The sequence below is a fragment of the Pelomonas parva genome, assembly GCF_043555835.1.
In the GTDB taxonomy this organism is placed as follows: domain Bacteria; phylum Pseudomonadota; class Gammaproteobacteria; order Burkholderiales; family Burkholderiaceae_C; genus Pelomonas; species Pelomonas parva.
This window is the reverse complement of the sequence record NZ_JBIGHV010000006.1, coordinates 205,566-229,233: the sequence shown is the minus strand read 5'-3', so window position 1 is coordinate 229,233 and position 23,668 is coordinate 205,566. Positions and strand designations below refer to the sequence as shown.

19 protein-coding genes are annotated in these 23,668 nt (G+C 71.0%); 9 read left to right on the top strand and 10 right to left on the bottom strand.

Going from position 1 to position 23,668, the window contains the following annotated elements; translation table 11 throughout:
- Nucleotides 1-22 precede the first annotated feature (22 nt).
- On the top strand, nt 23-3,415 hold the full coding sequence (locus ACG00Y_RS17625) for an ATP-binding protein (RefSeq protein WP_394481040.1): 3,393 nt from the start codon (nt 23-25) through the stop codon (nt 3,413-3,415).
- Between the two features lies 1 nt (nt 3,416).
- On the top strand, nt 3,417-4,070 hold the full coding sequence (locus ACG00Y_RS17620) for a Crp/Fnr family transcriptional regulator (RefSeq protein WP_394481039.1): 654 nt from the start codon (nt 3,417-3,419) through the stop codon (nt 4,068-4,070).
- A 15-nt stretch (nt 4,071-4,085) separates the two neighbouring features.
- Here the strand turns inward: ACG00Y_RS17620 and ACG00Y_RS17615 are convergent, their stop codons facing one another.
- On the bottom strand, nt 4,086-4,394 hold the full coding sequence (locus ACG00Y_RS17615) for a hypothetical protein (protein ID WP_394481037.1): 309 nt from the start codon (nt 4,392-4,394) through the stop codon (nt 4,086-4,088).
- A gap of 282 nt (nt 4,395-4,676) precedes the next feature.
- On the opposite strand from ACG00Y_RS17615, the gene ACG00Y_RS17610 reads away from it, so the two are divergent.
- Nucleotides 4,677-5,090 carry a hypothetical protein gene (locus ACG00Y_RS17610; RefSeq protein ID WP_394481035.1) on the top strand — a complete coding sequence of 138 codons (414 nt, stop codon included), beginning with the start codon at nt 4,677-4,679 and terminating at the stop codon, nt 5,088-5,090.
- Nucleotides 5,091-5,112: 22 nt separating this feature from the next.
- Here ACG00Y_RS17610 and ACG00Y_RS17605 read toward each other — a convergent pair whose 3' ends face one another.
- From ACG00Y_RS17605 to ACG00Y_RS17565, 9 genes are all read right to left on the bottom strand, one after another.
- Nucleotides 5,113-5,766 carry a PEP-CTERM sorting domain-containing protein gene (locus ACG00Y_RS17605; protein ID WP_394481033.1) on the bottom strand — a complete coding sequence of 218 codons (654 nt, stop codon included), beginning with the start codon at nt 5,764-5,766 and terminating at the stop codon, nt 5,113-5,115.
- A 190-nt stretch (nt 5,767-5,956) separates the two neighbouring features.
- Nucleotides 5,957-6,853 carry an alpha/beta fold hydrolase gene (locus ACG00Y_RS17600; RefSeq protein WP_394481031.1) on the bottom strand — a complete coding sequence of 299 codons (897 nt, stop codon included), beginning with the start codon at nt 6,851-6,853 and terminating at the stop codon, nt 5,957-5,959.
- Entirely contained in the window at nt 6,853-7,449 is a 597-nt protein-coding gene (locus tag ACG00Y_RS17595; protein WP_394481029.1) for an ATP-dependent Clp protease proteolytic subunit, read from the bottom strand. Before ACG00Y_RS17595 ends, ACG00Y_RS17600 begins: the two co-directional genes overlap by 1 nt.
- A gap of 124 nt (nt 7,450-7,573) precedes the next feature.
- Complete coding sequence (locus tag ACG00Y_RS17590; protein WP_394481027.1) at nt 7,574-8,020, bottom strand: hypothetical protein; 447 nt, start codon at nt 8,018-8,020, stop codon at nt 7,574-7,576.
- Entirely contained in the window at nt 8,017-8,844 is an 828-nt protein-coding gene (locus ACG00Y_RS17585) for an esterase/lipase family protein (RefSeq protein ID WP_394481026.1), read from the bottom strand. The genes ACG00Y_RS17590 and ACG00Y_RS17585 overlap by 4 nt, the downstream gene beginning before the upstream one ends.
- Nucleotides 8,845-8,878: 34 nt before the next feature.
- Entirely contained in the window at nt 8,879-10,486 is a 1,608-nt protein-coding gene (locus ACG00Y_RS17580) for a wax ester/triacylglycerol synthase family O-acyltransferase (protein ID WP_394481024.1), read from the bottom strand.
- Nucleotides 10,487-10,529: 43 nt separating this feature from the next.
- Entirely contained in the window at nt 10,530-10,856 is a 327-nt protein-coding gene (locus ACG00Y_RS17575; protein ID WP_394481022.1) for a PspC domain-containing protein, read from the bottom strand.
- Nucleotides 10,857-10,961: 105 nt separating this feature from the next.
- Complete coding sequence (locus ACG00Y_RS17570; protein ID WP_394481020.1) at nt 10,962-12,746, bottom strand: ABC transporter substrate-binding protein; 1,785 nt, start codon at nt 12,744-12,746, stop codon at nt 10,962-10,964.
- Nucleotides 12,747-12,748: 2 nt separating this feature from the next.
- A complete protein-coding gene (locus tag ACG00Y_RS17565; RefSeq protein WP_394481018.1) occupies nt 12,749-14,551 on the bottom strand; it encodes an ABC transporter substrate-binding protein in 1,803 nt (600 codons plus the stop codon).
- Nucleotides 14,552-14,825: 274 nt separating this feature from the next.
- Between ACG00Y_RS17565 and ACG00Y_RS17560 the strand changes: the two genes are divergently transcribed.
- From ACG00Y_RS17560 to ACG00Y_RS17535, 6 genes are all read left to right on the top strand, one after another.
- Nucleotides 14,826-15,764, top strand: coding sequence for an ABC transporter permease (locus ACG00Y_RS17560; protein ID WP_394481016.1), 939 nt, complete (start codon nt 14,826-14,828; stop codon nt 15,762-15,764).
- Nucleotides 15,761-16,786, top strand: coding sequence for an ABC transporter permease (locus ACG00Y_RS17555; RefSeq protein WP_394481014.1), 1,026 nt, complete (start codon nt 15,761-15,763; stop codon nt 16,784-16,786). The genes ACG00Y_RS17560 and ACG00Y_RS17555 overlap by 4 nt, the downstream gene beginning before the upstream one ends.
- Nucleotides 16,787-16,790: 4 nt before the next feature.
- Entirely contained in the window at nt 16,791-18,461 is a 1,671-nt protein-coding gene (locus ACG00Y_RS17550; RefSeq protein WP_394481012.1) for an ABC transporter ATP-binding protein, read from the top strand.
- A gap of 117 nt (nt 18,462-18,578) precedes the next feature.
- The gene (locus tag ACG00Y_RS17545; RefSeq protein WP_394481010.1) at nt 18,579-20,666 is read left to right on the top strand and encodes a GGDEF domain-containing protein; all 2,088 of its coding nucleotides are present in this window, start codon (nt 18,579-18,581) and stop codon (nt 20,664-20,666) included.
- Entirely contained in the window at nt 20,663-22,699 is a 2,037-nt protein-coding gene (locus tag ACG00Y_RS17540; protein ID WP_394481007.1) for a tetratricopeptide repeat-containing diguanylate cyclase, read from the top strand. Before ACG00Y_RS17545 ends, ACG00Y_RS17540 begins: the two co-directional genes overlap by 4 nt.
- On the top strand, nt 22,696-23,667 hold the full coding sequence (locus ACG00Y_RS17535; RefSeq protein WP_394481005.1) for a tripartite tricarboxylate transporter substrate-binding protein: 972 nt from the start codon (nt 22,696-22,698) through the stop codon (nt 23,665-23,667). The genes ACG00Y_RS17540 and ACG00Y_RS17535 overlap by 4 nt, the downstream gene beginning before the upstream one ends.
- Nucleotide 23,668: the final 1 nt, after the last annotated feature.

Sequence of the window (23,668 nt, the reverse complement as noted above, 5' to 3'; positions counted from 1 at the left end):
TAACGGCCTATCATCGTCGGCGATGCCGACAGACGATGCCCACCAGCAAGCCTTGATCGACGCCATCGGCGCGCTGGAGCGCCAGCGCGACGCGCTGGGCGATGGCGTGGTGGACGCCGCGCTGGCGCCGCTGCGGCGGCAACTGCAGGCCACGCCGGCCGAGCCCGAGCGCCGGCTGCGCCAGGTGAGCGTGCTGTTCCTGGACCTCGTCGGCTCCACGCAGCTCATCCAGCACCTGGACCCCGAGGACGCGCAGTCGGTGGTGGATGGCGCGCTGGCGGCTTTCACCGCCATCGTCCAGCGCCACGGCGGTGAAGTGTTGCGTTATGCCGGCGACAACATCAAGGCTGCCTTCGGCGTCAACGGCACGCACGAGGACGATGCCGAGCGCGCCGTGCTGTGCGGGCTGGCGCTGCTGCAGGAGGCCGCGCGCCGCGGCGAGGCCGTGCGGCGCGAGCATGGCCACGAGGGTTTCGACGCCCGCGTCGGCATCCACACCGGCCCCGTGGTGCTGGGCGGCGGCATCGAGAAGGACAAGAGCCTGAGCGGCCTGGCCGTCAACATCGCCGCGCGGCTGGAGCAGGCCGCACCCACGGGCATGCTGCGCGTCAGCCAGGACACCTGGGCCCTGGTGCGCGGCGTGTTCGATGCCGACGCGCAGCCGCCGCTGGCCGTCAAGGGCCACGACGCGCCCATCGTCAGCTGGCTGGTGCGGGGCAGCAAGCCGCGCGCCTTCCGGCTCGTCGCGCGCGGCATCGAGGGCCTGGAGACCGCGCTCGTCGGCCGCCGTACCGAGCTGGCGCAGCTCGATGCCGCCTTCGAAGGCCTGCTCGCCGACCGCGCGCCGTGTGCGTTGACGCTGATCGCCGAGGCCGGGCTCGGCAAGAGCCGACTGCTGCACGAGTTCCAGCATCGGCTGTCGGCGCACGCGGCCACCTGCTGGCTGCTGCTGGCGCGCTCGCAGCCCTCGGGCGGCCTGCAGCCCTATGGCCTGCTGCGCGACATGGTGTCGCGCCGGCTCCGCATCGCCGACAGCGACAGCGCCGAGGTCGCCAAGGCCAAGCTCATCGCCGGCCTGGCGCCCTGGCTGGCCCAGCCCGACGACCCCGCGCCCGAACCGCTGGGCCAGCTCATCGGCCTGGACTTCAGCGGCACCCCGGCGCTGGTGCGCCTGGGCACCGACGCCAGCCTGCTGCGCGACCGCGGCCTGGCGGCGCTGCGTGTGTGGCTGGAGCGGCTGAGCGCCAGCGACGGTTCGCCCGTCGTGCTGCTGCTCGATGACCTGCAGTGGAGCGACGACGCCTCGCTCGACGCGCTGGCCGTGCTGCTCAAGCGCGCGACGCTGCCGTTGCTGGCGGTGGTCTGCGCCCGGCCCGGCTTGATCGAACGCCGGCCCGACTGGGGCGAGGGGCTGCCGCAGCACCGGCGGCTGACGCTGCAGGCGCTGGACGAGCAGGAGCAGGGCGAGCTGAGCGCGGCGCTGCTGCAGCGGCTGGACGAGGTGCCGGTTCTGCTGAGCACGCTGATCCGCCAGCGCGCCGAAGGCAATCCGTTCTATGCCGAAGAGCTGGTGAAGATGCTGCTCGACCACGAGGTCATCGAGACGCGCGAGGGCCGCTGGCACTTCCATGCAGCGCGGCTGCAGCCCGGGCGGCTGCCGACCACGCTGACGGGCGTGTTGCAGGCCCGCATCGACGCGCTGGCGCCCGAGGCGCGCACCGCGCTGCAGCTGGCCAGCGTCATCGGCCCGGTGTTCTGGGACGAGGCGCTGGGCGCGCTGGACGATGGCGCCCCGGCCTCGCTGCCGATGCTGCAGGCGCGTGCCATGGTGCAGGCGCGGCCGACCAGCGTGTTTGAGGACACCGTCGAGGAAGCCTTCCACCACCACCTGCTGCACCAGGTGAGCTACGACACCGTGCTGAAGGAACAGCGGCGCCAGGCGCATGCGCGCGTCGCCGCATGGCTGACCGCGCGCGTGGGCGGGCGCAGCGACGAGTACCTGGCCATCGCCGCCGAGCATCACGCGCGCGCCGGCCAGCATGCGCAGGCGGCCGACTGGTTCGAGCGCGCGGCAACGCTGGGCGCGCGGCGCTACGCCAGCCGCCAGGCGCTGCACTTCATCGACCGCGCGTTGGCCGAGGCGGCGCTCGCCCCCGAGCCCTGCCCCGCCGAGCGGCTGTTCGAGCTGGAATGGCTGCGCTGCAACTGCAGTGTTCACCTGGGCCTGTCCGACGACCAGAGCCAGGTGCTGGACCGCATGCTGGCCCTGGGCGAAGCCCATGACCGGCAGGACTGGCTGGCGCGCACGCTGGCGGCGCGCACGCTGTGGGCCTACCGTCGCGGGATGCTGGCGGAGGCCGAGGCGGTGGCGCGCCGTGGCGCGGAGGTCGCCATCGCGGCTGACCACGCGACCTCGGCGGCGCTGTGCACCGGCAACCTGGCCTACATGCATCTCGAACGCCGCGAGTTCGAGGCGGCGCATCGCCATCTGGCTCAGGCCCAGCACTGGGCCGGGCTGGCCCGCGAGCGGATGCAGATGCCCGGTGACGACATCTACGTGATGCAGATGCTGTTGGTCGAGAACCACCTGCATGCGGCCGAGAACAGGCCCGCTGCGGCGGCCGATGCGTCGCGGCGTGCGGTGGCGGCGATGGAGGGCGCCGACAGGCCGCTGGCGCAGGTCAACTGCCGCGGCACGCTGGTGACGGACGCCTTCGTGCGGGGTGACCTGGCGCAGGCCACCGAGCACCTCGAAATCGCCGAGCGGCTGGTGCGCGAGTACGAGTTGCACGTCCTGCTGTCGATGACGCGACGCTCGCGCGTCTTCCTCTACCTGCTGCAGGAGCGCTGGGCCGAAGCCGCCGAAGAGAGTGCCGCCGCCGTGATCGCGGCCCGCGCCGTCGCCAACCCCGTCGACGCGCTGAAGGGCCGTGCCCACCAGGCCGAGGTGGCCTGGCGCAGCGGCCGCAGCGATGACGCCGTGGCCATCTGGCAGGAGATGGTGTCGACGTGCGAGCAACTGGGCGAGACCGGCCGCAGCCATGCACCACGCCTGCGGCTGGCCGATGCCCGCGCGGCGTCCGGCCAGCCCGAGGACGTGGCGGCGGCGCGGCTGGCCGTGCTGGACGTGCTGGCCGCCGAGGCCCAGGGGTCGGCGATCCGGGGGCCTTATCGCGAGGCGGCGCGCCTGGCGGCCTGGCGCGTGCTGCGGCGTGCCGGCGACCCGGCCGCCGCTGGCCAGCTGGCACTGGCGGCGAATGAACTCGACCAGGTGCTGAGCGCCTTCGACGACCGCGACGTGCGCGAGCGCATCGTGCGCGTGATGCCCTGGCACCGCGAGGTGCTGGAGGCCCTGGGGCTGATGCCATCGGCCGTGCGCAATGCCGCGTGGCTCAGCGCCGCAGGGGTGGGCTGACATGGCGAAGGACGAGACGGACGACGCCACGGCGACCGTGCGCTCGGTCGGCGGCATCCTGCACGAACTGGCCCGGCTGGGCGACACGCGCACCTGGGAGGCCGGCACAGTAGTCGTCAACGAGGGCGACCCCGCCGACGCGATGTATCTCATCCACGAGGGCGAGCTGCGCGCCTTTGTCGGCGGCGAGGGCGGGCGTGTGCTGGAACTCAACACGCTGGGCCCTGGCGAGTTCTTCGGCGAGCTGATGCTGAGCGGCCACAAGCGCGCGGCCAGCGTACAGGTGACACGGCGGGCGCGCCTGACGCGGGTGACGCGCGACGAGGCCCAACACATGCTGGCCACGCGGCCCGACCTGGCCTTCGAGCTGATCCAGAGCCTGGTGCAGCGCGTGCGCACGCTCACGCGCACCGTGGGCCGGCTGGCCTCGGCCGACGTCTACGGCCGGCTCGTCGGCCTGTTCGATACCTTGGCCGTCGACGACAAGGGCCAGCGCGTCGTGCCCGGCCCGTTGAGCCAGCAGCGCATCGCCGAACGCGTGGGCGCCTCGCGCGCCATGGTCAACCGGCTGCTGCAGGACCTCGCTCGCGGTGGCTACATCGAGGTCACGCGCGAGCGCATCGTGCTGCTGAAGGCCCTGCCGGCGCGGTGGTAGCGCACGGCCGGGGGCTCAGCGCGCGGCCAGCATGCAGTTGCCCAGCGCCGCCTTGTGCTCTGCCACGCGCACGCGGTTGGCCTGCGGCGTGGTGACCGGGCGGGGGCCGTGGTCCGGCTGCAGCAAGGGCGCGGCAGTGGTGCAGGCCGCGTTGGTGGCCGGCTCGGCGTGGGCGACGCGGGTGGCAGCCGGGGCCGTTTCGGTCGACGCGGCGCGGCGCAGCTTGCGCGCCTGCTCGATGGCGCTCCAGTCGGGGCCGGCCAGGGCCGGCGCGGCCATGGCAAAAGAGCAGACGGTGACGGCCAGCAATTTCAGCGTGTTCATGGCGGACTTCCTTGAGGTTGCATCGACGCGTGATGGAGGGGGTGCGTCGATGGAACCCAGTGTCTGCAGGCCGTTGTCCCGCGGCGCACCGGCGTTCAATAGTGAACGCGCCGGGCTGTGCCTCGGCCTGTGGCCTGCTGCCGTGAGCTGCGCACAGTGATTTCCCTTGCCGCCCAGGCCCAGGTCAAGAGGGCTGCAGAGCCAGATCAAGGCCGGCGTAAAGACGGTTCAGTCCTTGCCTGTTTGGCCGAAACAGAGGGGAAATCTTTTCGGAGCCCGCTCATGATCACCGCCGTCAACGCGCAAGTCCCGGCCGCTGCCGGGTCCGGCAGCGCGCCTCCCCGCCAAGCCGAGCGCGCGGATGCCGAGCAGGCGGCCAAGGCGCAGGATGGCGGCGGCAACCAGCAGTCCGCCGTCGTCAGGATTTCGGCCCAGGGCGCCAGGCCTGCAGGCGGCCAGCCGCCAGCGGGCGCTGGCGCCAAGGCTGCCGGCGCCACGAGCAGCAGCGCCGAAACCTACGAGCCCGCCGATGCCAACGAGGACGGCAAGGTCTCCGTACAGGAACAGCAGGCCTATGACGCCAGGCTGGCCGCCGAGAAGGCCGCGAACAGCGGGCGTACCGCGCAGGCCGACGCGGCGGTCAAGGCCTATGAGGCAGTCGAACAGCTCGGCCAGGACAGCGGCACCGCCGCCTGAAGCTAGCCAGCGACGTAGCGAATCAGCGGCGCCGGCGGGCGATGCCCACGCCGGCCAGTGCGGCCATGACCAACGCGATGGACGCCGGCTCGGGAATCACGGCGCCCGGCGAGAAGGCGGTGATGACGCGCACATAGTCGCCCGGTGACGAGGCGAAGGTGTTGAACAGGATCTGGCGCGTGCCGCTGATCGTCACCGAGTCGCCGGCCTCCAGGCCGCGCAGGCCGGGGTTCAGGTAGGTCACGCCGGTGTTGGCGAGGATGTCGCTGATATTCAGCAGGCCGGTGCTGGTGATGATGCCCAGCACGTCGGAGTCGAAGTCCACCGTGCCGATGATGTGACCGGCCGGGTTGGTGTTGGTGGGGTCGAAGAAGATGTAGTGGCTGGCCACCTGCGTGCCGGCGGCGATGGTGGCGCCGATGTCCATGTCCAGCGCCGAGGTGAGCAGGATGTTCTGGCTCTCGTCGAAGCCGAACAGGTTGGGCGATTGGAAGTTGTCAGCGCCAACCGTGTTGCCCGGCGTGGAGCCCGTCAGCGGCACCGGCAGCTTCACGAAAGCGCCGCCGGTGTTGCCGCCGGTGACCGCGCCGCTGACGATGGTGGCCGAGGCGGTGAACGCCGCGAAGGCCATGCAAAGGCCGGCGGCCAGGGACGTGAAGGCTGAAATACGGGGCATCGTGGCTCTCCTGTTGGCTGGTCTGCAGCCTGGGGGATGGAAAGCCCGCGCAAACAGCCGCGGGGGGTGCGGGCACCGCACGCACGAGCCGTGCCGCGCCTGGCCGCAAGGCTCAAGTCGTTGATGGCATTGCGCTTTGGGTGCGTGCGCCGTGCTGGTGCAGCAACAGGTGTAAAGCGCGCCGACGCGCTCAGGCCCGTTTGGCGATGGCCGCAATCTCGGCCGCCAGCTGCGGCCACAGCGCCTCGGGCAAGTCATGACCCCAGCCGGGGATGACCTCCAGCCGCGCGCCGGGGATGCGGCGTGCCAGGTCATGCGCGGCGGCGACGGGGATCAGCGCGTCGCCCTCGCCGTGGATGACCAGCGTGGGCGCCGTGATGCGCGGCAGGCGCTCGGCGCGGTGGCGGTCGGCCGCGATGGCGACGATCTGGCGGGCGACGGCCTGGGGCCGCAAGGAGCGCCGCACGCCGCCGGCGATGCGTTCGCGCAGCTGGGTCGGCTCGCTCGGGTAGCCGGGGCTGCCGATGACGCCGTAGAGCCGCACGAAATGGTCGAGGATGTTGTCCAGCGTCTGCTCGGGCGTGGCGCCGCGCCGGGGGCGCGACATCAGCACGCGCCGCACCTTGAGGCTCTCGCGCGGCAGGCTGCGCGCGCCGCTGCTGGTCATCATCAGCGTCAGGCTCTTCAGCCGGTCCGCGTGAGCAAAGCCCAGGTGCTGGGCAATCATGCCGCCCATGGAGGCGCCGCAGACATGGGCCTTGGCGATGCCCAGCGCGTCCAGCACGCCGACGGCGTCGCGTGCCAGGTCGGCGAGTTGGTAGGGCGCCTTCACCGGCAGGCGCAGCGTGTGCAGCAGCGCCGCCAGCGGCACGCTGGGCACGCCCAGGTCGTCGAAGGGCTGGGAGAGGCCGATGTCGCGGTTGTCGAAGCGGATGACGCGGAAGCCGTGGCCGACGAGTTCATCGACGAACCCCTCGGGCCAGGCCACGAGCTGCATGCCCAGGCCCATGATCATCAGCAGCGGCTCGCCGCTGTCAGGGCCGCAGACGTCGACTTCGATGTGGACGCCGTTGGCAGAAACCTGCATCAGCCGAGATCGACCTGGCGCTCGACGACGCGCGACACCAGGCCGTAGGCGATGGCCTCGTCGGTGCCCATCCAGAAGTCGCGCTCGATGTCCACGCGCACGCGTTCCAGCGGCTGGCCGGTCTCGCGGGCGATGACGGCGGCGATGCGCTCGCGGGTGCGGATGATTTCCTTGGCCTGGATGGCGATGTCGCTGGCCTGGCCACCGGCGCCGCCGGCGGGCTGGTGGATCATGAAGCGCGTGTTGGGCAGCGCGACGCGGCGCTCCTTGGGCACGGCCAGGTAGATGTGCGTGCCGGCGCTGGCGACCCAGCCGGTACCGACCACCGTCACCGGCGCGCGCACGAAGCGGATCATGTCGTGGATGGCGTCGCCGCTCTCCACATGGCCGCCGGGCGAGCACAGCAGCAGCGTGATCGGCGCGTCGGATTCCTGGCTCAGCGCCAGCAGGCGGCGGCAGGTGGCGTGGGCGATCTTGTCGTCGATCTCGCCAAAGATCATCACGTAGCGGCCCTTGAAGAGCAGTTGCTCTTCGTGCTTGTCGGCGGCGTCTTTCTTGGCGGCCTTGTCTTCGGCGGCGAGGGTGTAGTGGTGCATGGGGGAGGTCCGGGGTTAAGGGCGATACCTTACCGCGAGATGCGGAAGGGGGCGGCCATGAGGTTTCGGGCGTCGCCGAGCCGATGCCGCCACACGAACGTCGGGTCGTCAGAGGCTCAGCGGTTCACCACGACGAATACTCCACCATGACGACAGACTGCCCGTCTGCCAACGCCCAGGCGTAGTACGAGCCGCCTTGCTTCGACGTGGACTCCGCCGCTCTGACGGTGTAGCGCGCAAACGCTGCATACATCTCGGCGCTGCAGGGGCTGGCGTTGTCCGAGCCCGTGCCGGGCCGGATGGCGGCGAGCAGCCGTTCGTAATCCGCCTGCGACAGCTTGATCAGCGCGCAGGCGTCGTGGTCGCCTCGCAGGTCCCAGCCCCGCGATTCGCCCTTCAGGATGCGCGCCGATGCGGGCAGCTTCTGCCCTGTGGCGTCCTCGAAGTCTGCGGCCGAGAACTCGTGCTCGCCGTACAGCTGGAAATACACAAGGCCAGCACCCAGCGCAGCGAGAGCGATCAAGGCGCCGACGACGGCGACCGTGAACTTGGCAACCCGTTCGACGATCACTCCGGGTGCACCGGCGTCTTGTAGAACCACCGCCGCGCCCCCTTGGGCTCGAAGTGTTTCCACTCCCCCTCCGGCTGCGCCAGCCGGTCCGCCAGCGCGTACAGCGCGATCGGGTTCACGCCCAGGCCGATGTGGCTGGCCTGGACCTCGATGTTCTCGGCCAGCGGCGACGGCTCGTTGACGCTGCAGCGCCAGGCGACGACGCCGTCGGTCTTGGAGTAGATGGACGTCGTCGGTACCGGCGGCGCGGTGCGGATCTGGGCCATCAGCTCGGCATCGTTGGACGTGTGGCCGCTGACGATCTCGAAGAATCGCCAGGCGTTGGTGGCGCGCGGGTGGCCGGTGAAGGGCGTGCCCAGCGTGACGACGCAGCGCGTCAGCTCCGGGCATTCCTTGGCCAGCTCGCGGGCATAGATGCCGCCCAGGCTCCAGCCGATCAGGCTGACCTTGCGGTGGTGCCGCCGGTGCAACGCCTGCAGGTCGGCCCTGGCCCGCTCCAGCACGCCGGTGCGCGGGCCGAAATTGAAGCCCTGGCCCCAGGGCTGCGTCGCATAGCCCAGCGAGTCCAGCATGGCGCGCAGCGGCGCCGTCGTCAGGTCGTTGGCCCCCAGGCCGGGGAAGACGAGGACCGGGTGGCCGTCACCGGGCGGCAGCTTGCGCATCCACGGCAGCGAGGCCAGCAGCGCGGCGTATTCCCAGGGCGCGCGGCCTTCCAGCATCAGCAGCCAGGCGTTGGGGGCGCGCAGGTCGGGCCAGTCGGAATGGGCAGGGGCGGCGGTCGTCTTGGGCCGGCGGGAGGGGCGCGGCGAGCGGGTATCGGGCATGCAGAAAACGGGAGCGGGCGAGGCCCGGTGATTGTTAGCCAGCCGCGGCCCGCTTCCGAGGCGTGCTTGCCCGGGGCTTGGGTGTCGCCTTCGAGACGGCCTTCTTTTTGGCCGGTCCGCGCTTCTTCGCCACCGGCGCCGGCTCGGGTTCCACCGCCGCCACCGGCAGCGCCTGGAACTCCATGAACGCCGCCTCCACATAGGCCGCCAGTTCGCTGGTCTGCGGCAGCGCCTCGCCGCAGGCCATCAGGCCGATGTCCAGCGACTGGTTGTAGGTCTGCACCGTCACGTTCAAGGCCAGGCCGTGCACGGCGATGGACGTGGGGTAGTTGGTCAGCATCCTGGCGCCGGCCAGGTAGAGCGGCAGCTGCGGGCCGGGTACGTTGGAGATGACGAGGTTGGCGACGACAGGCAGCTTCTCGGCCACCTTGGCGCGGCCGTAGAGCATGGCGCCGGCCTGCATCAGCCAGGGGATGCCCAAGGCCGGGAAGTCGGTGGGCATCAGGCTCTTGACCTGGCCCATCTGCGCCTTCATCGCCTGGCTGGACGCGATGACGTGGGCCAGCCGCTGGGCGGGGTCGGCCAGGTGGGTGCCCAGGCTCATGAGGCTCATGGTCGCCTGGGTGTTGGACGTGGTGTCGCCGGCCGCGCGCATGGACACCGGCACGGCGGCGATCAGGCTCTTGCGCGGCAGCGGGCCGTGGCGCGTGAGGAAGCGCCGCAGCGCGCCGCCGATGACGAAGAGCACCGCGTCGTTGACGCTGGCGCCGTGGCGCTTGCGGGTGCGGTTCAGCTCGGCCAGCGGCAGCGTGACGCCGGCGAAGGACCGCGTGGCCGAGAGGCTGACGTTGAAGCGCGTGCGCGGTGCCGGGCCAAGGCTGGAGACTGCGGTCTTGCCGCGCACGACGGCAGTCGTCTGCGCAGCCACGTCGGCAAGCAGCGTGCGCAGCTTGTCGACGGCCGAGCCGCCCGCCGCGCTGCCGACATAGTCCGCCGCCATGCTGCCCAGGATGCCGGCCGCGCCGGGCAGCGAGCGGGCGAGCTTGGCGGTCTGCTGCCATTGCTGCGCGACGGCGGCGCGCAGCAGGCCCACGGTGCCGAGCCGGCCGCGCTTGTTGCCCCGCGTGGCGGTGGCTTCGATGGCGCGCGGCTCAGGGCCGAGGTCCAGGATGACCTGGGCCAGCGCGACGGCGGCCTGGCCGTCCACGGCGGCGTGGTGGAGCTGCGTGTACAGGGCCACGCGGCACTGGCCTTCGGGGCCGGGCGCCAGGCCGGTGAAGACGTGGAACTTCCACAGTGGCCGGCTGCGGTCCAGCAGCACCGGGTGCAGCGCGCCGACCTGGGCCTCCAGCTCGGCCATGCCGCTGTCCGGCGGCAGTTCGACCTCGACGATGTGTTCTGCGAGGTCGGGGTCGGCGTCCACCCAGCCGGGGTTGGACAGGCCCAGCGGCATCGTCAGCAGCTTGCGCCGCAGCGCGGGCAGCAGCGGCAGGCGCAGGCGCATGTGCTCGCGCAGGTCCTCGACGTAGTCACCGGCGTAGTCGGCCGGCAGCTCCAACAGGTGCAGCGCGCCGACATGCATCGGCATCTGCGGCGTCTCCAGGTACAGGAAGCTGGCGTCGAGGCCGGCGAGCTGTTTCATAGGGTGTCTCCTGGGCGTTTTCAGCCCAGGATAACCGTGCCGCTCATTCTTCCGGTACGAAGATCCACAGCAGGATGTACAACAGGATGCCGCCGCCGAAGGCCAGCGTCAGCGCGGTGAACAGCAGGCGCCAGATCCACGAGTCCACGTTGGTCGCGCGGGCGATGCCGCCGCAGACGCCGCCGAGCCAGCGGTCCGTGCGGTCGCGGCGCAGGCCGTTGACAGGGCCGAGGTTGGGCGCGGCGGGGCTCTGGGCGGCGCGCGCCTGGCCATCGAGCACGCGGGCCTTGGCCTTGGCGAACTCTTCGTCGCTGAGCACGCCGCGGGCGTGCAGGTCGGCCAGCTTGTTGAGTTCTTCTGCGTCGGTCATTTCAGGGCTCCTCGTGGTGTTGATGGTGCGAAGCCTAGCGGCAGGCCGCGTGCCCGCCAGCGCCGTGCGACAGGCCGTCGAATCGGTGGGTCGCCCCCGGCAAACTCAACGGACAGTCTGTTTGGCCGGGTCGATGTCCACGTACTCCCACCAGTTCTGGATGAACATCGGCCGGCGGTAGCCGCGCAGCTGGGCGCGCTCGATGTCCAGCAGGAAGCGGTGGCCCTTGATCTTGTAGGGCATGTAGGCCACGCCGATGCGGCGCAGCTGGGCCACCTTGGCCATGCGTTCGGGGCCGTCGGGCATGGCGGCGATGTCCTCCACCAGGCGGTCGGCCTCGGGCAGGCTGAAGCGGGCGATGTTGTTGCCGCCGGCATGCGTGCTGGACAGCCGCGAGGCGGCGCTGTAGGCGTCGGGCTGGGCCGAGGAGTAGGCCACCGTCCACATCTGCAGCTTGCCGGCGCGGGCGGTCTTCAGCTGCTCGGGCCACTTGGCCGTTTTGAAGGGGATGCACAGGCCGATGCGGCGCATGTCCTTGTTGAACAAGTCGTCGATCTGTCGCTGGATGCCCTCCGGCGTGGTGGACATCTCCAGCTTCAGTGGGCCGCCGTCGGGGGCGTCGCGGCAGCCGTCGCCGTTGCGGTCGACATAGCCGTACAGGTCCAGCAAGGCCTTGGCCTTGATCGGGTCGAAGTCGCCGTTCTCGCTCTTGAACGTGGGGTCGTAGCCCAGCGTGTGCGGCGGGAAGTTGCCCTGCGCCTGAATGGCCTGGCCGCCGCGCACGAGGCGGATCTCGCGCTCCACGTCCATGGCCAGGCCGATGGCGCGGCGCAGCGCGACCTGGTGCGGCGCCAGGCCGCCGACGATGGCGTCTTCCATGTTGAAGAACAGCAGGAAGACTTCCGAGCCCAGCGTGCGGTGCAGTTTCATGTCCTGCTGGGCGAGGTTGGGCGCCAGCTGGCTGTTCGGCGCGGCGATGCCGACGAAGGGCTCGGGAATGCGCTCCAGGAAGTCGTGCTCGCCGCCGACGAAGCTCAGCCAGCGCGGCTGGTCCTCGGCCAGGATGCTGATCTCCACGCGGTCGATCATCGGCAGGCGCCGGCCCTTGAAGCGGGCCAGCAAGGCCTGACCCTCGGCGTCGTCGGGCAGCGGGTTGGCGTCGTAGGTGCGCTCGCGGTAGCCGGGGTTCTTCTCCAGCACGATGAGGCTGCCGCGCCGCCATTGCTTGAGCATGAAGGGGCCGGTGCCGACCGGGCGGGCCATGGTCTGGTCGCCTGCGGCCTCAATGACCTCGCGCGCCACGGCGCCGAACAGGTCGGACAGCGCGATCTCCTGCAGGAAGCGCGGGTTGGGCTTATCGAGCTGGAAGCGCAGCGTGTAGCGGTCCAGCAGCTGCAGGCCGGCGATGGGCTTGTCGTAGTCGAAGTCCTGCTTGGCCTTCATCGCCGTTTCGCGCGCCGCCTTCAGGCCCGTGATGTGCGAGCCCTCCACCGTGCTCCAGGCCGGGCTGGCCACCTTGGGGTCGGCAAAGCGCTTGAAGCTGTAGATGTAGTCGGCGGCGGTCAGCTCGCGCTTCTTGCCGCCGAAGGCCGGGTCATCCTGGAAGTAAATGCCCGGCTGTACGCGCGCCGTCCACTGCGTGTAGTCGGCGTTGGGCGTGGGCAGCTCGACGGCGGTCAGGGGTTTGAGCTGGACCGGTCGCTGCAGGTAGTCGTAGGTGACCAGGGCCTCGAACAAGTGCCCCGTGACCGTGCGCGAATAGAGGTCCAGGATTTTGGCCGGGTCGAAGCCGGTCTCGGCGACGCGGAAGGCGTAGCGCAGCGTCTTGGGCGCTGGGTCTGCCTGCGCCGCGCTAACCGTCAGACAGAGTGCAATCAGAAGCGCGCGCATGTTCAACGCTCCGCCGCGTTCTTCGCGGCCATGTCCACGTCCACGTACTGCCAGAAATCGCGGCGGAAGATGTTGCGCTCGGCGCCGATGACCCAGGGGTGGCTCAGGTCCGTCCAGATGCGGTGGCCGCTGACCTTGTAGGGCATGTAGGCCACGGCCAGCCGGTTGGCTGCGTCCATGGCCTGCTGGCGCTCGGGGCCGTTGGGCAGCACGGCCTGCAGCTCGTACAGGCGGTTGAACTCAGGCAGGTCGAAGCGGCTGTGGTTGGCCTGGCCGGCGTTGGGGCCGTAGCCCAGGGCCAGGTGGTAGGCGGCGTCCGGCATGGTCGCCACCCAGGCCAGGTTCCACATCTGCAGCTTGCCGCTGCGGCTGGCCTTGACGTTCTCGGGGAACTTGGCCTGCTTGAAGGCGATGCGGATGCCGACGGCGCGCATCGCCTTCTCCATCAGCTCGTCGAGCACGCGGTAGTCGGCCGTGGGCTGGGTGGCGCGCACCAGGCTCAGCGGGCTGCCGTCGGGGCGCTCGCGCCAGCCGTCGCCGTCTCGGTCCTTGAAGCCGTGCAGGTCCAGCAACGCCTTGGCCTTGGCGACGCTGTGCTCGCTCATCTCGGTCTTAAGGTCGGCCCGGTAGCCCCAGGTGCCGGGCGGCATCAGGCCCTGGGCCGGCACCATCTGCCCCTTGCGCGCCAGGCGGATCTCGCGGTCCACGTCATAAGCCAGGCCGATGGCGCGGCGCAGCGCCACCTGGGCTGGCTCGTAGCCGCCCACGACCGGGTCGGTCATGTTGAAGAAGGTGAAGCCGATGTCCGGGTTCGGGTAGCGGTTCATGTGGATGTTGCGCTTGGCCAGATTCGGGGCCAGCTGGCCGTTGGGCGCGGCGACGCTGGTGAACTCGAGCGGCACCTCCTGCATGTAGTCAGCCTCCTCGTTCAGGAAGGACAGCCAGCGCGGCTGCGGCTCTTCGATGATGGCGACCTCCAGCCGGTCGATCATCGGCAGCTTGCGGCCCTTGAACTTGGCCGCTGCGGCCTGCAGGTGCGGGCGGTTCGCGGGGGCTTCCTCGTTGTAGAACTCGTCGCGGTAGGCCGGGTTCTTCACCAGCACGATGCGGCTGGAGCGCCGCCATTCGTCGCGCTTGAGCATGAAGGCCGCCGTGCCCACGGGATGCTCGCCGACCCGGTCGCCGTAGAACTCCGCCACTTCCCGGGCCAGCGCCGCCGCCATCGGATTGGCGAGGTTGTTGATGAAGCGCGGGTCGGGCTTGGCGAGCTTGATCTGCCAGGTGTATTTGTCCAGCACCTTCAGGCCCTCGACCGGCGTGTCGTAGTCGAAGGCGGTCTTGTTCTTCAGCGCCTTCTGGCGCAGTTCGCTCAGGCCCAGCAGGCCGGCGTTCTCCAGGATGTAGAGGTTGGGGCTCTTGGTCTGCGGGTCGTAGTGGCGCTTGAGCGAGTAGACGTAGTCGGCCGCCACCAGTTCGCGCTTGGCGCCCTTGAAGGCCGGGTCGTCGTGGAAGTACAGGCCCGGGCGCACCTTGAGAGTGAGGGTCTTGAAGTCGGCCGAGATCTCAGGCAGCTCGCAGCCCGAGGGCTCCAGCTTGTAGGGCCGGGCCAGGTACGCCCAGCGCACCGGAGCGTCGAACATGCCGGTGATCAGCGTGTTGGAGTAGCTGTCGGAGACCTTCGCGGGGTCGAAGCTGGTGATGTCGCTGCGGAAGGCATAGCGCAACACCTTGGCCTCGGTGCTCGACTGCACCGGCGACACCGCCAGCAAACCCGCGGCCAGCGCCGCAACCATGACCTTTTTCATCCCGACTCCAGAACCAAGCAAACGCGCCGCAGCCCGGTGTGGGCCTGCGGCGCAGCGGGGCTGAGTGTAGGCAAAGGCGGCCAGGCTTCGCCGCCGGAATAGCCCGGGTGCCCGGCTCGCGCATTGACAAATTCCGCGGCATCTCTGGCTAACCCCAGCCGGGCGAGGCCTTCATGTCGCCTAGACTCCGGTACCGCGTGCCCTGCGTTACGCATTCATGAACCCCGCCCAGGCGGGGTTTGCTTTGTAGGTTGTTTGAAGAAGGGGCCGCCCGATGACGGCTTATCTGATCCGGCGCCTGTGGCAAATGGTTCCCACCTTGCTGGGGGTCGTGCTGCTGGTGTTCTTCCTGTTCAAGTTCTTCGGCGGCGACCCCGCCGAGATCCTGGGCGGCCTGGCTGCCACCGAGGAGCAGATCAACGCGATCCGCGACCAGCTCGGCCTGAACGAGCCCTGGTGGGTGCAGCTGGGGATCTTCCTCAAGCAGATCGTCACCTTCGACTGGGGCAAGAGCTGGGCCACCAACGAGCCGGTCGCGCAGCTCTTCATGAGCCGCATGCCGGCCACGCTGACGGTGATGGTGCCCATCCTGCTGCTGGAAGTGCTGCTGGCCATCCCGCTGGCCATGGGCGTGGCCTATGTGCGCGGCAGCCTGACCGACCGCGCGGTGATGATCTCCACCACCATCGCGGTGTCGATCTCGCTGCTGGTCTACGTCATCGTCTTCCAGTACTTCTTCGCCTTCCGCCTGGGCTGGTTCCCGGTGCAGGGCTGGAGCGACTCGTTCTGGACCAACCTGACGACCTACACGCCGCTGCCGGTCATCGTCGTCTCGCTGGTGGCGCTGGCGCCGCAGACGCGGCTGTACCGCAGCTTTTTCCTGGATGAGCTGGGCCACGACTACGTGCGCACCGCGCGCGCCAAGGGCCTGCCCGAGAAGACCGTGCTGATGAAGCATGTGCTGCGCAATGCGTTGATCCCGATCATGACCAACGTCTCGGTGCTGCTGCCGGGCGTCTTCGTCGGCAGCTTCCTGATCGAGGTGTTCTTCTCCATCCCGGGCCTGGGCCGCGAGATCCTGCTGGCCGTCAACCGCAGCGACTACCCCGTCATCCAGGCCTTCGCCATCTACCTTGCCGCCATCACGATGCTGGTGAACCTGATCACCGACCTGCTCTACAGCCTGGTCGACCCCCGCGTGGTGCTCAAGTGAGCGCCGCCGCCAAGCAATCCCGGGGCGTCTGGGCCCTGGCCTGGACGCGGCTGAAGGCCGACCGTGTCGGCATGGTCTGCCTGTGGATCGTCGCCGCCTTCATGGTGCTGGTCGCGCTGACGGCCATGGACGTCGTGGCCGGCAACTGGCAGAAGGAGATCGGCGTGCCGAATGCGCCGCCGCATGTCGTCGGCCCCATGCCGGCGGAGGCGGTCGGTGCCATCGAGGCGCCCAAGGGCCCGAACGTGGACCTGTCCGACATCGACCCGCTGGCGCCCCGCTACGCCGAGTGGGAGGCCGCCGCCAGCAAGTACAAGACCGAGGAGATCACCCGCGCCGAGACGCTGCCGCTGGGCGCCGACCGCCTGGGCCGGGACATCCTGCAGAAGGTGCTCAAGGGCGCCGAGGTCAGCATCGTCGTCGGCCTGCTGGCCGCCCTGGTGGCCACATTCATCGGCACGCTGCTGGGCGCCGTCTCCGGCTTCTTCGGCGGCAAGATCGGCGACCTGCTGGAGTGGGTCTACAACGTCTTCACCGCCATCCCGTCCATCCTGCTGATCTTTGCGTTCGCGGTGATCTTCGGCCGTGGCGTGATGTCGGTGGTGCTCATCCTCGGCCTAACCGGCTGGACCGGCATCTACCGCCTGGTGCGCGCCGAGTTCATGAAGCACCGCCAGCGCGACTATGTGCGCTCCGCCGAGGCCATCGGCGCCAGCAGCGCGTCGCGCATGTTCAAGCACATCCTGCCCAACGTCTCGCACGTGGCGCTGGTGCAGCTCAGCCTGCATGTGGTGAGCTTCATCAAGAGCGAAGTGATCCTGTCGTACCTGGGCCTGGGCGTCAGCGTCGACCAGGTGTCCTGGGGCACTATGCTGTCGGAGGCGCAGAGCGAGCTGATCCTGGGCTACTGGTGGCAGCTGGCGGCGGTGACGGTGACGATGGCGGTGTTCGTGACGGCGTTTGCGCTGTTCACCGATGCGTTGCGCGACGCCCTCGATCCCAAGTTGCGCGGTCTGGAGTAAAGCGATGTTGTTGTCCATCCAAGACCTCAAGGTCGCCTTCCGCCTCGGCAAGGAACACGGCGAGCAGCAGCGCGCGCTGGCCGTCAAGGGCGTCAGCTTCGACATCCCCGAGAACAGCACGGTCGCCCTGGTCGGCGAGTCGGGCTCGGGCAAGTCGGTGACGGCCATGTCCATCCTCAACCTGCTGCCGACGAATGCCGAGCGCAGCGGCCGCATCCTGTTCCAGGGCCGCGACCTGCTGCAGGCGTCCCAGAGCGAGCTGCTGGCCGTGCGCGGCAAGGAGATTGCCTGCGTCTTCCAGGACCCGATGAGCTCGCTGAACCCGGTCTTCACCGTGGGCCAGCAGCTGGTCGAGCCGCTGATCACGCACCTGCGCATGTCGGCCAAACAAGCCATGGTGCGCGCCGAGGAGCTGCTGCACGAGGTCGGCATCCCTGAGCCCAAGCGCCGGCTCAAGGCCTACCCGCACGAGATGAGCGGCGGCCAGCAGCAGCGCGTGATGATCGCCATGGCGTTGGCCTGCGAGCCCAAGCTGCTGATCGCCGACGAGCCCACCACCGCGCTGGACGTGACCATCCAGCGCCAGGTCATGGAGCTGATGGGCAAGCTCAAGGACAAGCACCGCATGTCCATGCTCTTCATCAGCCACGACCTGGGCGTGGTGGGCGAGATCTCCGACCATGTCGTCGTCATGCGCCACGGCGAGATCCGCGAGAAGGCGCCCGTCGCCGACATCTTCAACGCGCCGCAGGACGGCTACACCAAGGCCTTGCTGGCCTGCCGCCCGTCGCTGAGCGAGAACCCGGCGCGGCTGATGGTCATCGACGACCACATCGCCGGCAAGGCGGCCGACAACGACCACCGCGCCAAGGACACCGACGCGCCCGTGATCCTGCAGGTGCGCGGCCTGCGCAAGAGCTTCTGGCTCAAGGACGGCCTGTTCGGCAAGAAGGAGTTCAAGGCCGTCAAGGGCGTGAACTTCGACCTGCGCAAGGGCTACACGCTGGGCGTGGTGGGCGAGTCCGGCTCGGGCAAGACCACCATGGGCCTGACGCTGCTGCGCCTGCACGAACCTACGGGCGGCCAGGTGATGTTCGACGGCCGCGACCTGCTGACCCTGGGCCGCGCCGACTGGCTGCAGATGCGCCGGCGCATCCAGGTCGTGTTCCAGAACCCCTATGCCTCGCTGAACCCGCGCTTCACCATCGGCCAGACGCTGCGCGAGCCGATGGAGATCCACGGCATCGGCAGCAGCACCGCCGACCGCGAGGCCCGCGCCGTGGCGCTGCTGAACAAGGTGGGCCTGGACGAGACCGCGATGCACAAGTACCCGCACGAGTTCTCCGGCGGCCAGCGCCAGCGCATCGCCATCGCGCGCTGCCTGACGCTGCAGCCCGAGGTGCTGGTGCTGGACGAGGCCGTGTCGGCGCTGGACGTGTCGGTGCAGGCCCAGGTGCTCAACCTGCTGAAGGATTTGCAGGACGAGTTCGGCCTGAGCTACATCTTCATCAGCCACGACCTGGCCGTCGTCAAGTTCATCTCCGACGAGGTGCTGGTCATGCAGAACGGCGATGTCGTCGAGCAGGCGGCCACGGCCGAGCTGATTGCCGCGCCGCGCGAGGACTACACGCGCAAGCTGCTCGGCGCCGTGCCGCGCGGCTACATCGCCAGCTGAGCGCAGCGCCGCAGCGTGTAATCTGACCGCTCCTGGGCGAGGGCGGGTCCCCGGGTGACCCGAACCGCGCTGAAATGAGCGGCTTCGGGACCACGAACTCCCGTGTTTGCCGCTGCGATGCACCCCCTTCCGGCCCTTCGTTCCATGCTCTGCTCGGCGCTGGCCGTGCTGTGGCTGGCCGCTTGTTCACCGGGCGGCGATGGCGGCCCGGCGGCGCCGGCCGGTGCGACGGCGGACGACGGCCTGACCCTTGAGCTGGACCGCGTCGAACGCGCTGCCCGCGCCAAGCCGGCCGAGCTGGAACAGGCGCTGCGCGCCCGCGGCGACGCGTTGCCGCCGGGCAGCGCCGCGCGGCTGGATGTCGTCGCCCTGCGCGGCATCCTGGCGGCGCTGTCGCGCGACCGGGCGCTCGGCGACCAGCTGGCCCAGCAGTTGCGCGACTGGCCGGCGCCCGCGCTGCGCGCCAATGCCGCCGTGGCGGCCGCCACCGTCAGCGCCGAGTACCTGCGCTCGCACGGCGACCTGCGCGAAGCGCGCAAGCTGCTGACCGGTGTCGACACCGCGCTGCTCAACACCGCCGGCCCGGTGCACCGCTGGCGCCACCACCTGCTGCTGGCCGCCGTTCACAGCGACGCCGGCGAGCTGGATGCCTCGCTGACCGAAGGGCATCTCGCGCTGCGGCTGGCGCAGCAGACCGGTCAGCCCTGGCGCATCGCGCTGACCCTCGTCGACCTGGCCTTCACGACGCTGCGCGCCGACACGCCGGCGCGCGCCAGCCAGCTCGCCGACCAGGCGCTGGCCGAGGCCGGGAAAGACCCCGACCCGATGACGCTGACCCAGGCCCACACGATGCGCGGCATCGTCCATGCGGACGACCCGGACAGCGGCATCACGCTGCAGGCCTATGCCGACGCGCTGGACTACGCGGCCAAGGCCGGCGCCGACTCGGTGCGCGCCCTGGGCTTGATGAACTTTGCCGACTACCACCTGCGCCAGGGCCGCGCCGCCCGCGCGCTGGAGCTGGCCGAGCAGGCGCTGCCGCTGGCGCGCGCCACGCGCCACACCAGCGTCGAGAGCGGCGCGTTGCTGAACATCGGCCTGGCCAAGATCGCCCTGGGCCGCGTGGCCGATGGCCGCGCCCAGGCGCGCGCGGCCATCACGCGGGACGAGGAGCTGGGCGCCGCCGCCTACGCCTCCGACGGCTGGAAGGAGCTGGCCGGCTACCTGGAGCGCGCCGGCGACCTGGGCGGCGCTGTGGCGGCCTGGCGCGAGCACCGCCGGCTGGTCGACCGCGTGCTGCGCGACGAGACGCGCCAACTGCTGCTGGAGGCGCAGGAGCGCCAGGACGCCGAGCAGCGCGCGCGCGACATCGAGCTGCTCAACCGCGACAACGCGCTGAAGGCCGAGGAGGTCCACCAGCGCAACCTCGCGCTGACGCTGTGGGCCGCGCTGGGCGGCTGCGCGGCCGTGTCGCTGGGCCTGCTGTACCAGGCCTTCCGCCGCGTGCGCCGCACCAACCAGGCGCTGGCGCGCAGCAACGCCTCGCTGAAGCGCCAGAGCGAGACCGACACGCTGACCGGCCTGTCTAACCGCCGGCACTTCCTGAGCGCCATCGGGCGGCTGAGCGGCCCGCAGGGGCTGTCGGCCACCGTGCTGCTCATCGATGTCGACCACTTCAAGCGCATCAACGACAGCCTGGGCCATGCGGCCGGCGACGCCGTGCTCGTCGAGCTGTCGCGGCGGCTGCGCGAGGCGGTGCGCGACGACGACCTCGTCGTGCGCTGGGGCGGCGAGGAGTTCCTCATCGTCGCCCAGGCGCGCGAAGGCGTCGCCGCGCCGCAGCTGGCGCGCCGGCTGCTGGACCTGGCCGGCAGCGCGCCCGTGCTGCATGAGGGCCGGCGCATCGCCGTCACCGTGTCCATCGGCTTCGTCAGCCTGCCGCTGGCGCCGCACGGCCTGTGCCTGCCTTGGGAGCGCGCCATCGACCTGGTCGACACCGTGCTGTACCTCGCCAAGGCGCATGGCCGCAACAAGGCCTACGGCGTCGAGCGCCTCGAGGCCCGGGACGTGCTGGCCGCCGCCGAGCTGACAGCCCGGCTCGAAGCCGCCTGGAGCGACGGTCTGGTCGGCCTGACGGCGATCGCCGGGCCGGGCGCCGGTGCTGTCGCCACCGTTGCCGGGCCGCTGCGGCCCGCTCCCGCATGAAGGCCGCGCTGCTGGCCTGGCTGCTGGCGGCGGGCGCGGCCTTCGCCGAGCCGCCTGCCGAGCCGGCGAACGAGGATGCGCTGCTGCACAACATCAGCCGCCGCGCCTTCGACGACCCCGGCGCGATGCTGGCCGAGCTGTCCCAGCGCCAGCCGACCGCGCCGACGCCGCCGCGCGAGGCCGCCTGGCTGTTCGCCCGCGGCCGCGTGCTGCTGGCCGCCGGCCAGGCCGAGGCGGCCGACGCCGTGGCCGGCCAGCTTGCGGCACATGCCGAGGGCGCGGACCTCGGCTGGCTGCTGCGCGCCTTCATCCAGGAGCGTGCGGGCAAGCCGGCCGGCGCACTGGCCACGCGCGCGCTGGCGGGGCTGGACAAGCGCTGCCCCGTCGGCGACGAGGCCCGCGCCGTGCGCGAGCTGGGCTGCGACTTCCGCGCCGCCTGGGAGGCGCTGCGCCTGCTGCAGCGCGAGCAGGCGGGCCAGGGCGCCTTGTTCGATGCCGAGGCCACCTCTCGCCGCGCGCTGGCGCTGGCCCGCGCCGGCGGCGACCGTCACATCGCCGCGCTCAGCCTGGGCCAGCTCGCCGCGCTGCAGCAGTCGCTGGACCAGCTCGACGAGGCCCGCGACACGCTGCGCGCCGCGTTGGCCGAGGCCGAGGGTGACCCCGTCGCCGGCGCCCGCGTGCGCAACAACGAGGCGGTCGTCGAGCGCCGCTCCGGCAACCTGCCGGCCGCCCGCGCCGCGCTGGAGGCCGGCCTGGCGCTGGCCGAGCAGGCCAACGCGCCGCACCTGATGGCCTTGCTGCGCTCCAACCTTGTCGACGCCTACATGCACCAGGGCCTGCTGCAGGAGGCCCTGGCCGCCGGCCGGCTCGCGCTGCCAGCGCTGCAGCGCTTCGGCGATCGCACCTACGAACGCAGCCTGCACCACAACTTCGCTGTCGCCCACATCAAGCTGCGCCAGTTCGACGCGGCTCGCCAGGAGCTGGCCCGGGTGGCCGAGCTCGCCGTTGACCCGGCCGAGCTGGTGCCGCGCGCCCGCGAGCTGCGCGAGCTGGGCGAGACCTGGGCCGAGGCCGGCCAGCACAAGGAGGCGCTGGCCGCCTTCCACGGCGAGCGTGACCTGAATGCGCGCGCCAACGAGCGCAACCGCGCCAGCGCGCTGGAGGAGCTGCGCCGCAAGTACGACAGCGCCGCCCGGCAGCGCGACCTGGAGCTGCTGGCCCGTGACGGCCAGCTCAAGGACCGGCAGCTCGACAACCGCCGGCTCGCGCAGCAGGCCGGCTTCGCCATCGGCGCGCTGCTGCTGCTGTCCACGGTGCTGATCGGCGTCACGCTGCTGCGCATGCGCCGCGCCCAGGCGCAGCTCACCGCCAGCCAGCAGCTGCTGCGCGCGCAAAGCCAGCGCGACCCGCTGACCGATCTGTCCAACCGCCGCCACTTCCTGGCCGTCATGGAGCAGCGCGCCCGTGAGACCGGCCTGGAGGGCTTCCGCGGCGCGCTGCTGATGATCGACATCGACCACTTCAAGAACGTCAACGACCGCTTTGGCCACGTTGCCGGCGACGCCGTGTTGCTGGAGGTGAGCCGGCGCATCCGCGCCGCTGTGCGCGCCAGCGACCTGGTGGTGCGCTGGGGCGGCGAGGAGTTCCTCGTCTACGCGCCCGAACTGCCCGGCGCCGACCTGACGGAGCGCGCCGCACGCGTGCTGCACGGCATCGGCGGCGAGCCCGTCCAGACCGCCGAAGGCCCGCTGCGCGTGACCGCCTCCATCGGCTTCGCCAGCTTTCCGCTGGGCGGCGCGGCCAGCCCGGGCAGCCCGGCGACGGCCGGCCTGCGCCTGCACTGGGAGCAGGCCGTCAACTGGGTCGACATGGTGCTCTACAAGGCCAAGGCCGAGGGCCGCAACCGCGGCGTCGGCATCGCCGCCGTCGAGGCGCCCGACGCCGACACGCTGGCCGCCATCCTGCAGGACTTCGATGCCGCCTGCCTGCAGGGCCAGGTGCGCCTGCATGCCTTGCCGGGGCCAGCGGCATGAAGCGGCGCAGCACCCTCGTCGCGCTCGCCAGCCTGCCTGCCATGGCGCAGCCGGGCAGGCCGCTGCGCATCGTCGTGCCCTATGCGCCGGGCGGCGCGTCGGACATCGCCACGCGGCTGCTCGCGCCCGAGTTGCACAAGCGTCTGGGCCAGGCCGTCGTCGTCGACAACCGGCCCGGCGCCGACGGCAACATCGGCAGCGCCGAGGTGGCCAGCGCCAGCGACGGCCACACGCTGCTGATGGGCAGCGTGGGCACCCATGTCATCAACCCGCTGCTGGCGCGCCGCCTGCCGTATGACGCGGTGAAGGACTTCGCGCCCGTCAGCCTGGTCGCGACGGTGCCGCTGGTGCTGGTCGTCAACCCGGCCGTCGCGCAGCGGCTGGGCATCCGCCGGCTGGCCGACCTCGTCCTGGCCGCCGCCGCCGCCCGGCCCGGCCGGCTGCACATCGCCTCCGGCGGCAACGGCACGGCCACCCACCTGGCCGGCGAGCTGTTCAAGCGCCTGAGCCAGACCTATCTGCTGCACTTCCCCTACCGCAGCACGATGTCGGCGCAGCAGGACGTCATCGCTGGCAACATGGACCTCATGTTCGACCACCTGCCCGCCGCGCTGCCGCAGATCCGTGCCGGCAGGCTGCTGCCGCTGGCCGTCACCAGCGCGCGGCGCAGCCCCAGCCTGCCCGAACTGCCGACGGTGGAGGAGGCCGGCGGCGCGCTGCTGCGGGGCTACGAGGCGAGTGCGTGGATAGGCTTGTTCGCCCCCGCCAACCTGGCTGCCGAGCCGCTCGCCCGGCTGCAGCGCGACACGGTGGCCGCGCTCGCTGACCCGGCGCTGCGCGAGCGCATGACGGCGCGCGGCCTGCTCGTGCACGGCAGCGGTGCCGCCGGGCTGGCGGCGCTGATGGCGGCCGAGACGGCGAAGTGGTCGCGCGTCGTGCAGCTCTCCGGCGTCAAGGTGGACCGCTGAT

Coding starts and splice junctions, on each gene's coding strand:
- ACG00Y_RS17625 (WP_394481040.1), top strand. CDS start 23: ATGCCGACAGACGATGCCCACCAGCAAGCCTTGATCGACGCCATCGGC.
- ACG00Y_RS17565 (WP_394481018.1), bottom strand. CDS start 14,551: ATGAAAAAGGTCATGGTTGCGGCGCTGGCCGCGGGTTTGCTGGCGGTG.
- ACG00Y_RS17560 (WP_394481016.1), top strand. CDS start 14,826: ATGACGGCTTATCTGATCCGGCGCCTGTGGCAAATGGTTCCCACCTTG.
- ACG00Y_RS17615 (WP_394481037.1), bottom strand. CDS start 4,394: ATGAACACGCTGAAATTGCTGGCCGTCACCGTCTGCTCTTTTGCCATG.
- ACG00Y_RS17575 (WP_394481022.1), bottom strand. CDS start 10,856: ATGACCGACGCAGAAGAACTCAACAAGCTGGCCGACCTGCACGCCCGC.
- ACG00Y_RS17620 (WP_394481039.1), top strand. CDS start 3,417: ATGGCGAAGGACGAGACGGACGACGCCACGGCGACCGTGCGCTCGGTC.
- ACG00Y_RS17610 (WP_394481035.1), top strand. CDS start 4,677: ATGATCACCGCCGTCAACGCGCAAGTCCCGGCCGCTGCCGGGTCCGGC.
- ACG00Y_RS17605 (WP_394481033.1), bottom strand. CDS start 5,766: ATGCCCCGTATTTCAGCCTTCACGTCCCTGGCCGCCGGCCTTTGCATG.
- ACG00Y_RS17545 (WP_394481010.1), top strand. CDS start 18,579: ATGCACCCCCTTCCGGCCCTTCGTTCCATGCTCTGCTCGGCGCTGGCC.
- ACG00Y_RS17595 (WP_394481029.1), bottom strand. CDS start 7,449: ATGCACCACTACACCCTCGCCGCCGAAGACAAGGCCGCCAAGAAAGAC.
- ACG00Y_RS17585 (WP_394481026.1), bottom strand. CDS start 8,844: ATGCCCGATACCCGCTCGCCGCGCCCCTCCCGCCGGCCCAAGACGACC.
- ACG00Y_RS17600 (WP_394481031.1), bottom strand. CDS start 6,853: ATGCAGGTTTCTGCCAACGGCGTCCACATCGAAGTCGACGTCTGCGGC.
- ACG00Y_RS17540 (WP_394481007.1), top strand. CDS start 20,663: ATGAAGGCCGCGCTGCTGGCCTGGCTGCTGGCGGCGGGCGCGGCCTTC.
- ACG00Y_RS17580 (WP_394481024.1), bottom strand. CDS start 10,486: ATGAAACAGCTCGCCGGCCTCGACGCCAGCTTCCTGTACCTGGAGACG.
- ACG00Y_RS17570 (WP_394481020.1), bottom strand. CDS start 12,746: ATGCGCGCGCTTCTGATTGCACTCTGTCTGACGGTTAGCGCGGCGCAG.
- ACG00Y_RS17535 (WP_394481005.1), top strand. CDS start 22,696: ATGAAGCGGCGCAGCACCCTCGTCGCGCTCGCCAGCCTGCCTGCCATG.
- ACG00Y_RS17550 (WP_394481012.1), top strand. CDS start 16,791: ATGTTGTTGTCCATCCAAGACCTCAAGGTCGCCTTCCGCCTCGGCAAG.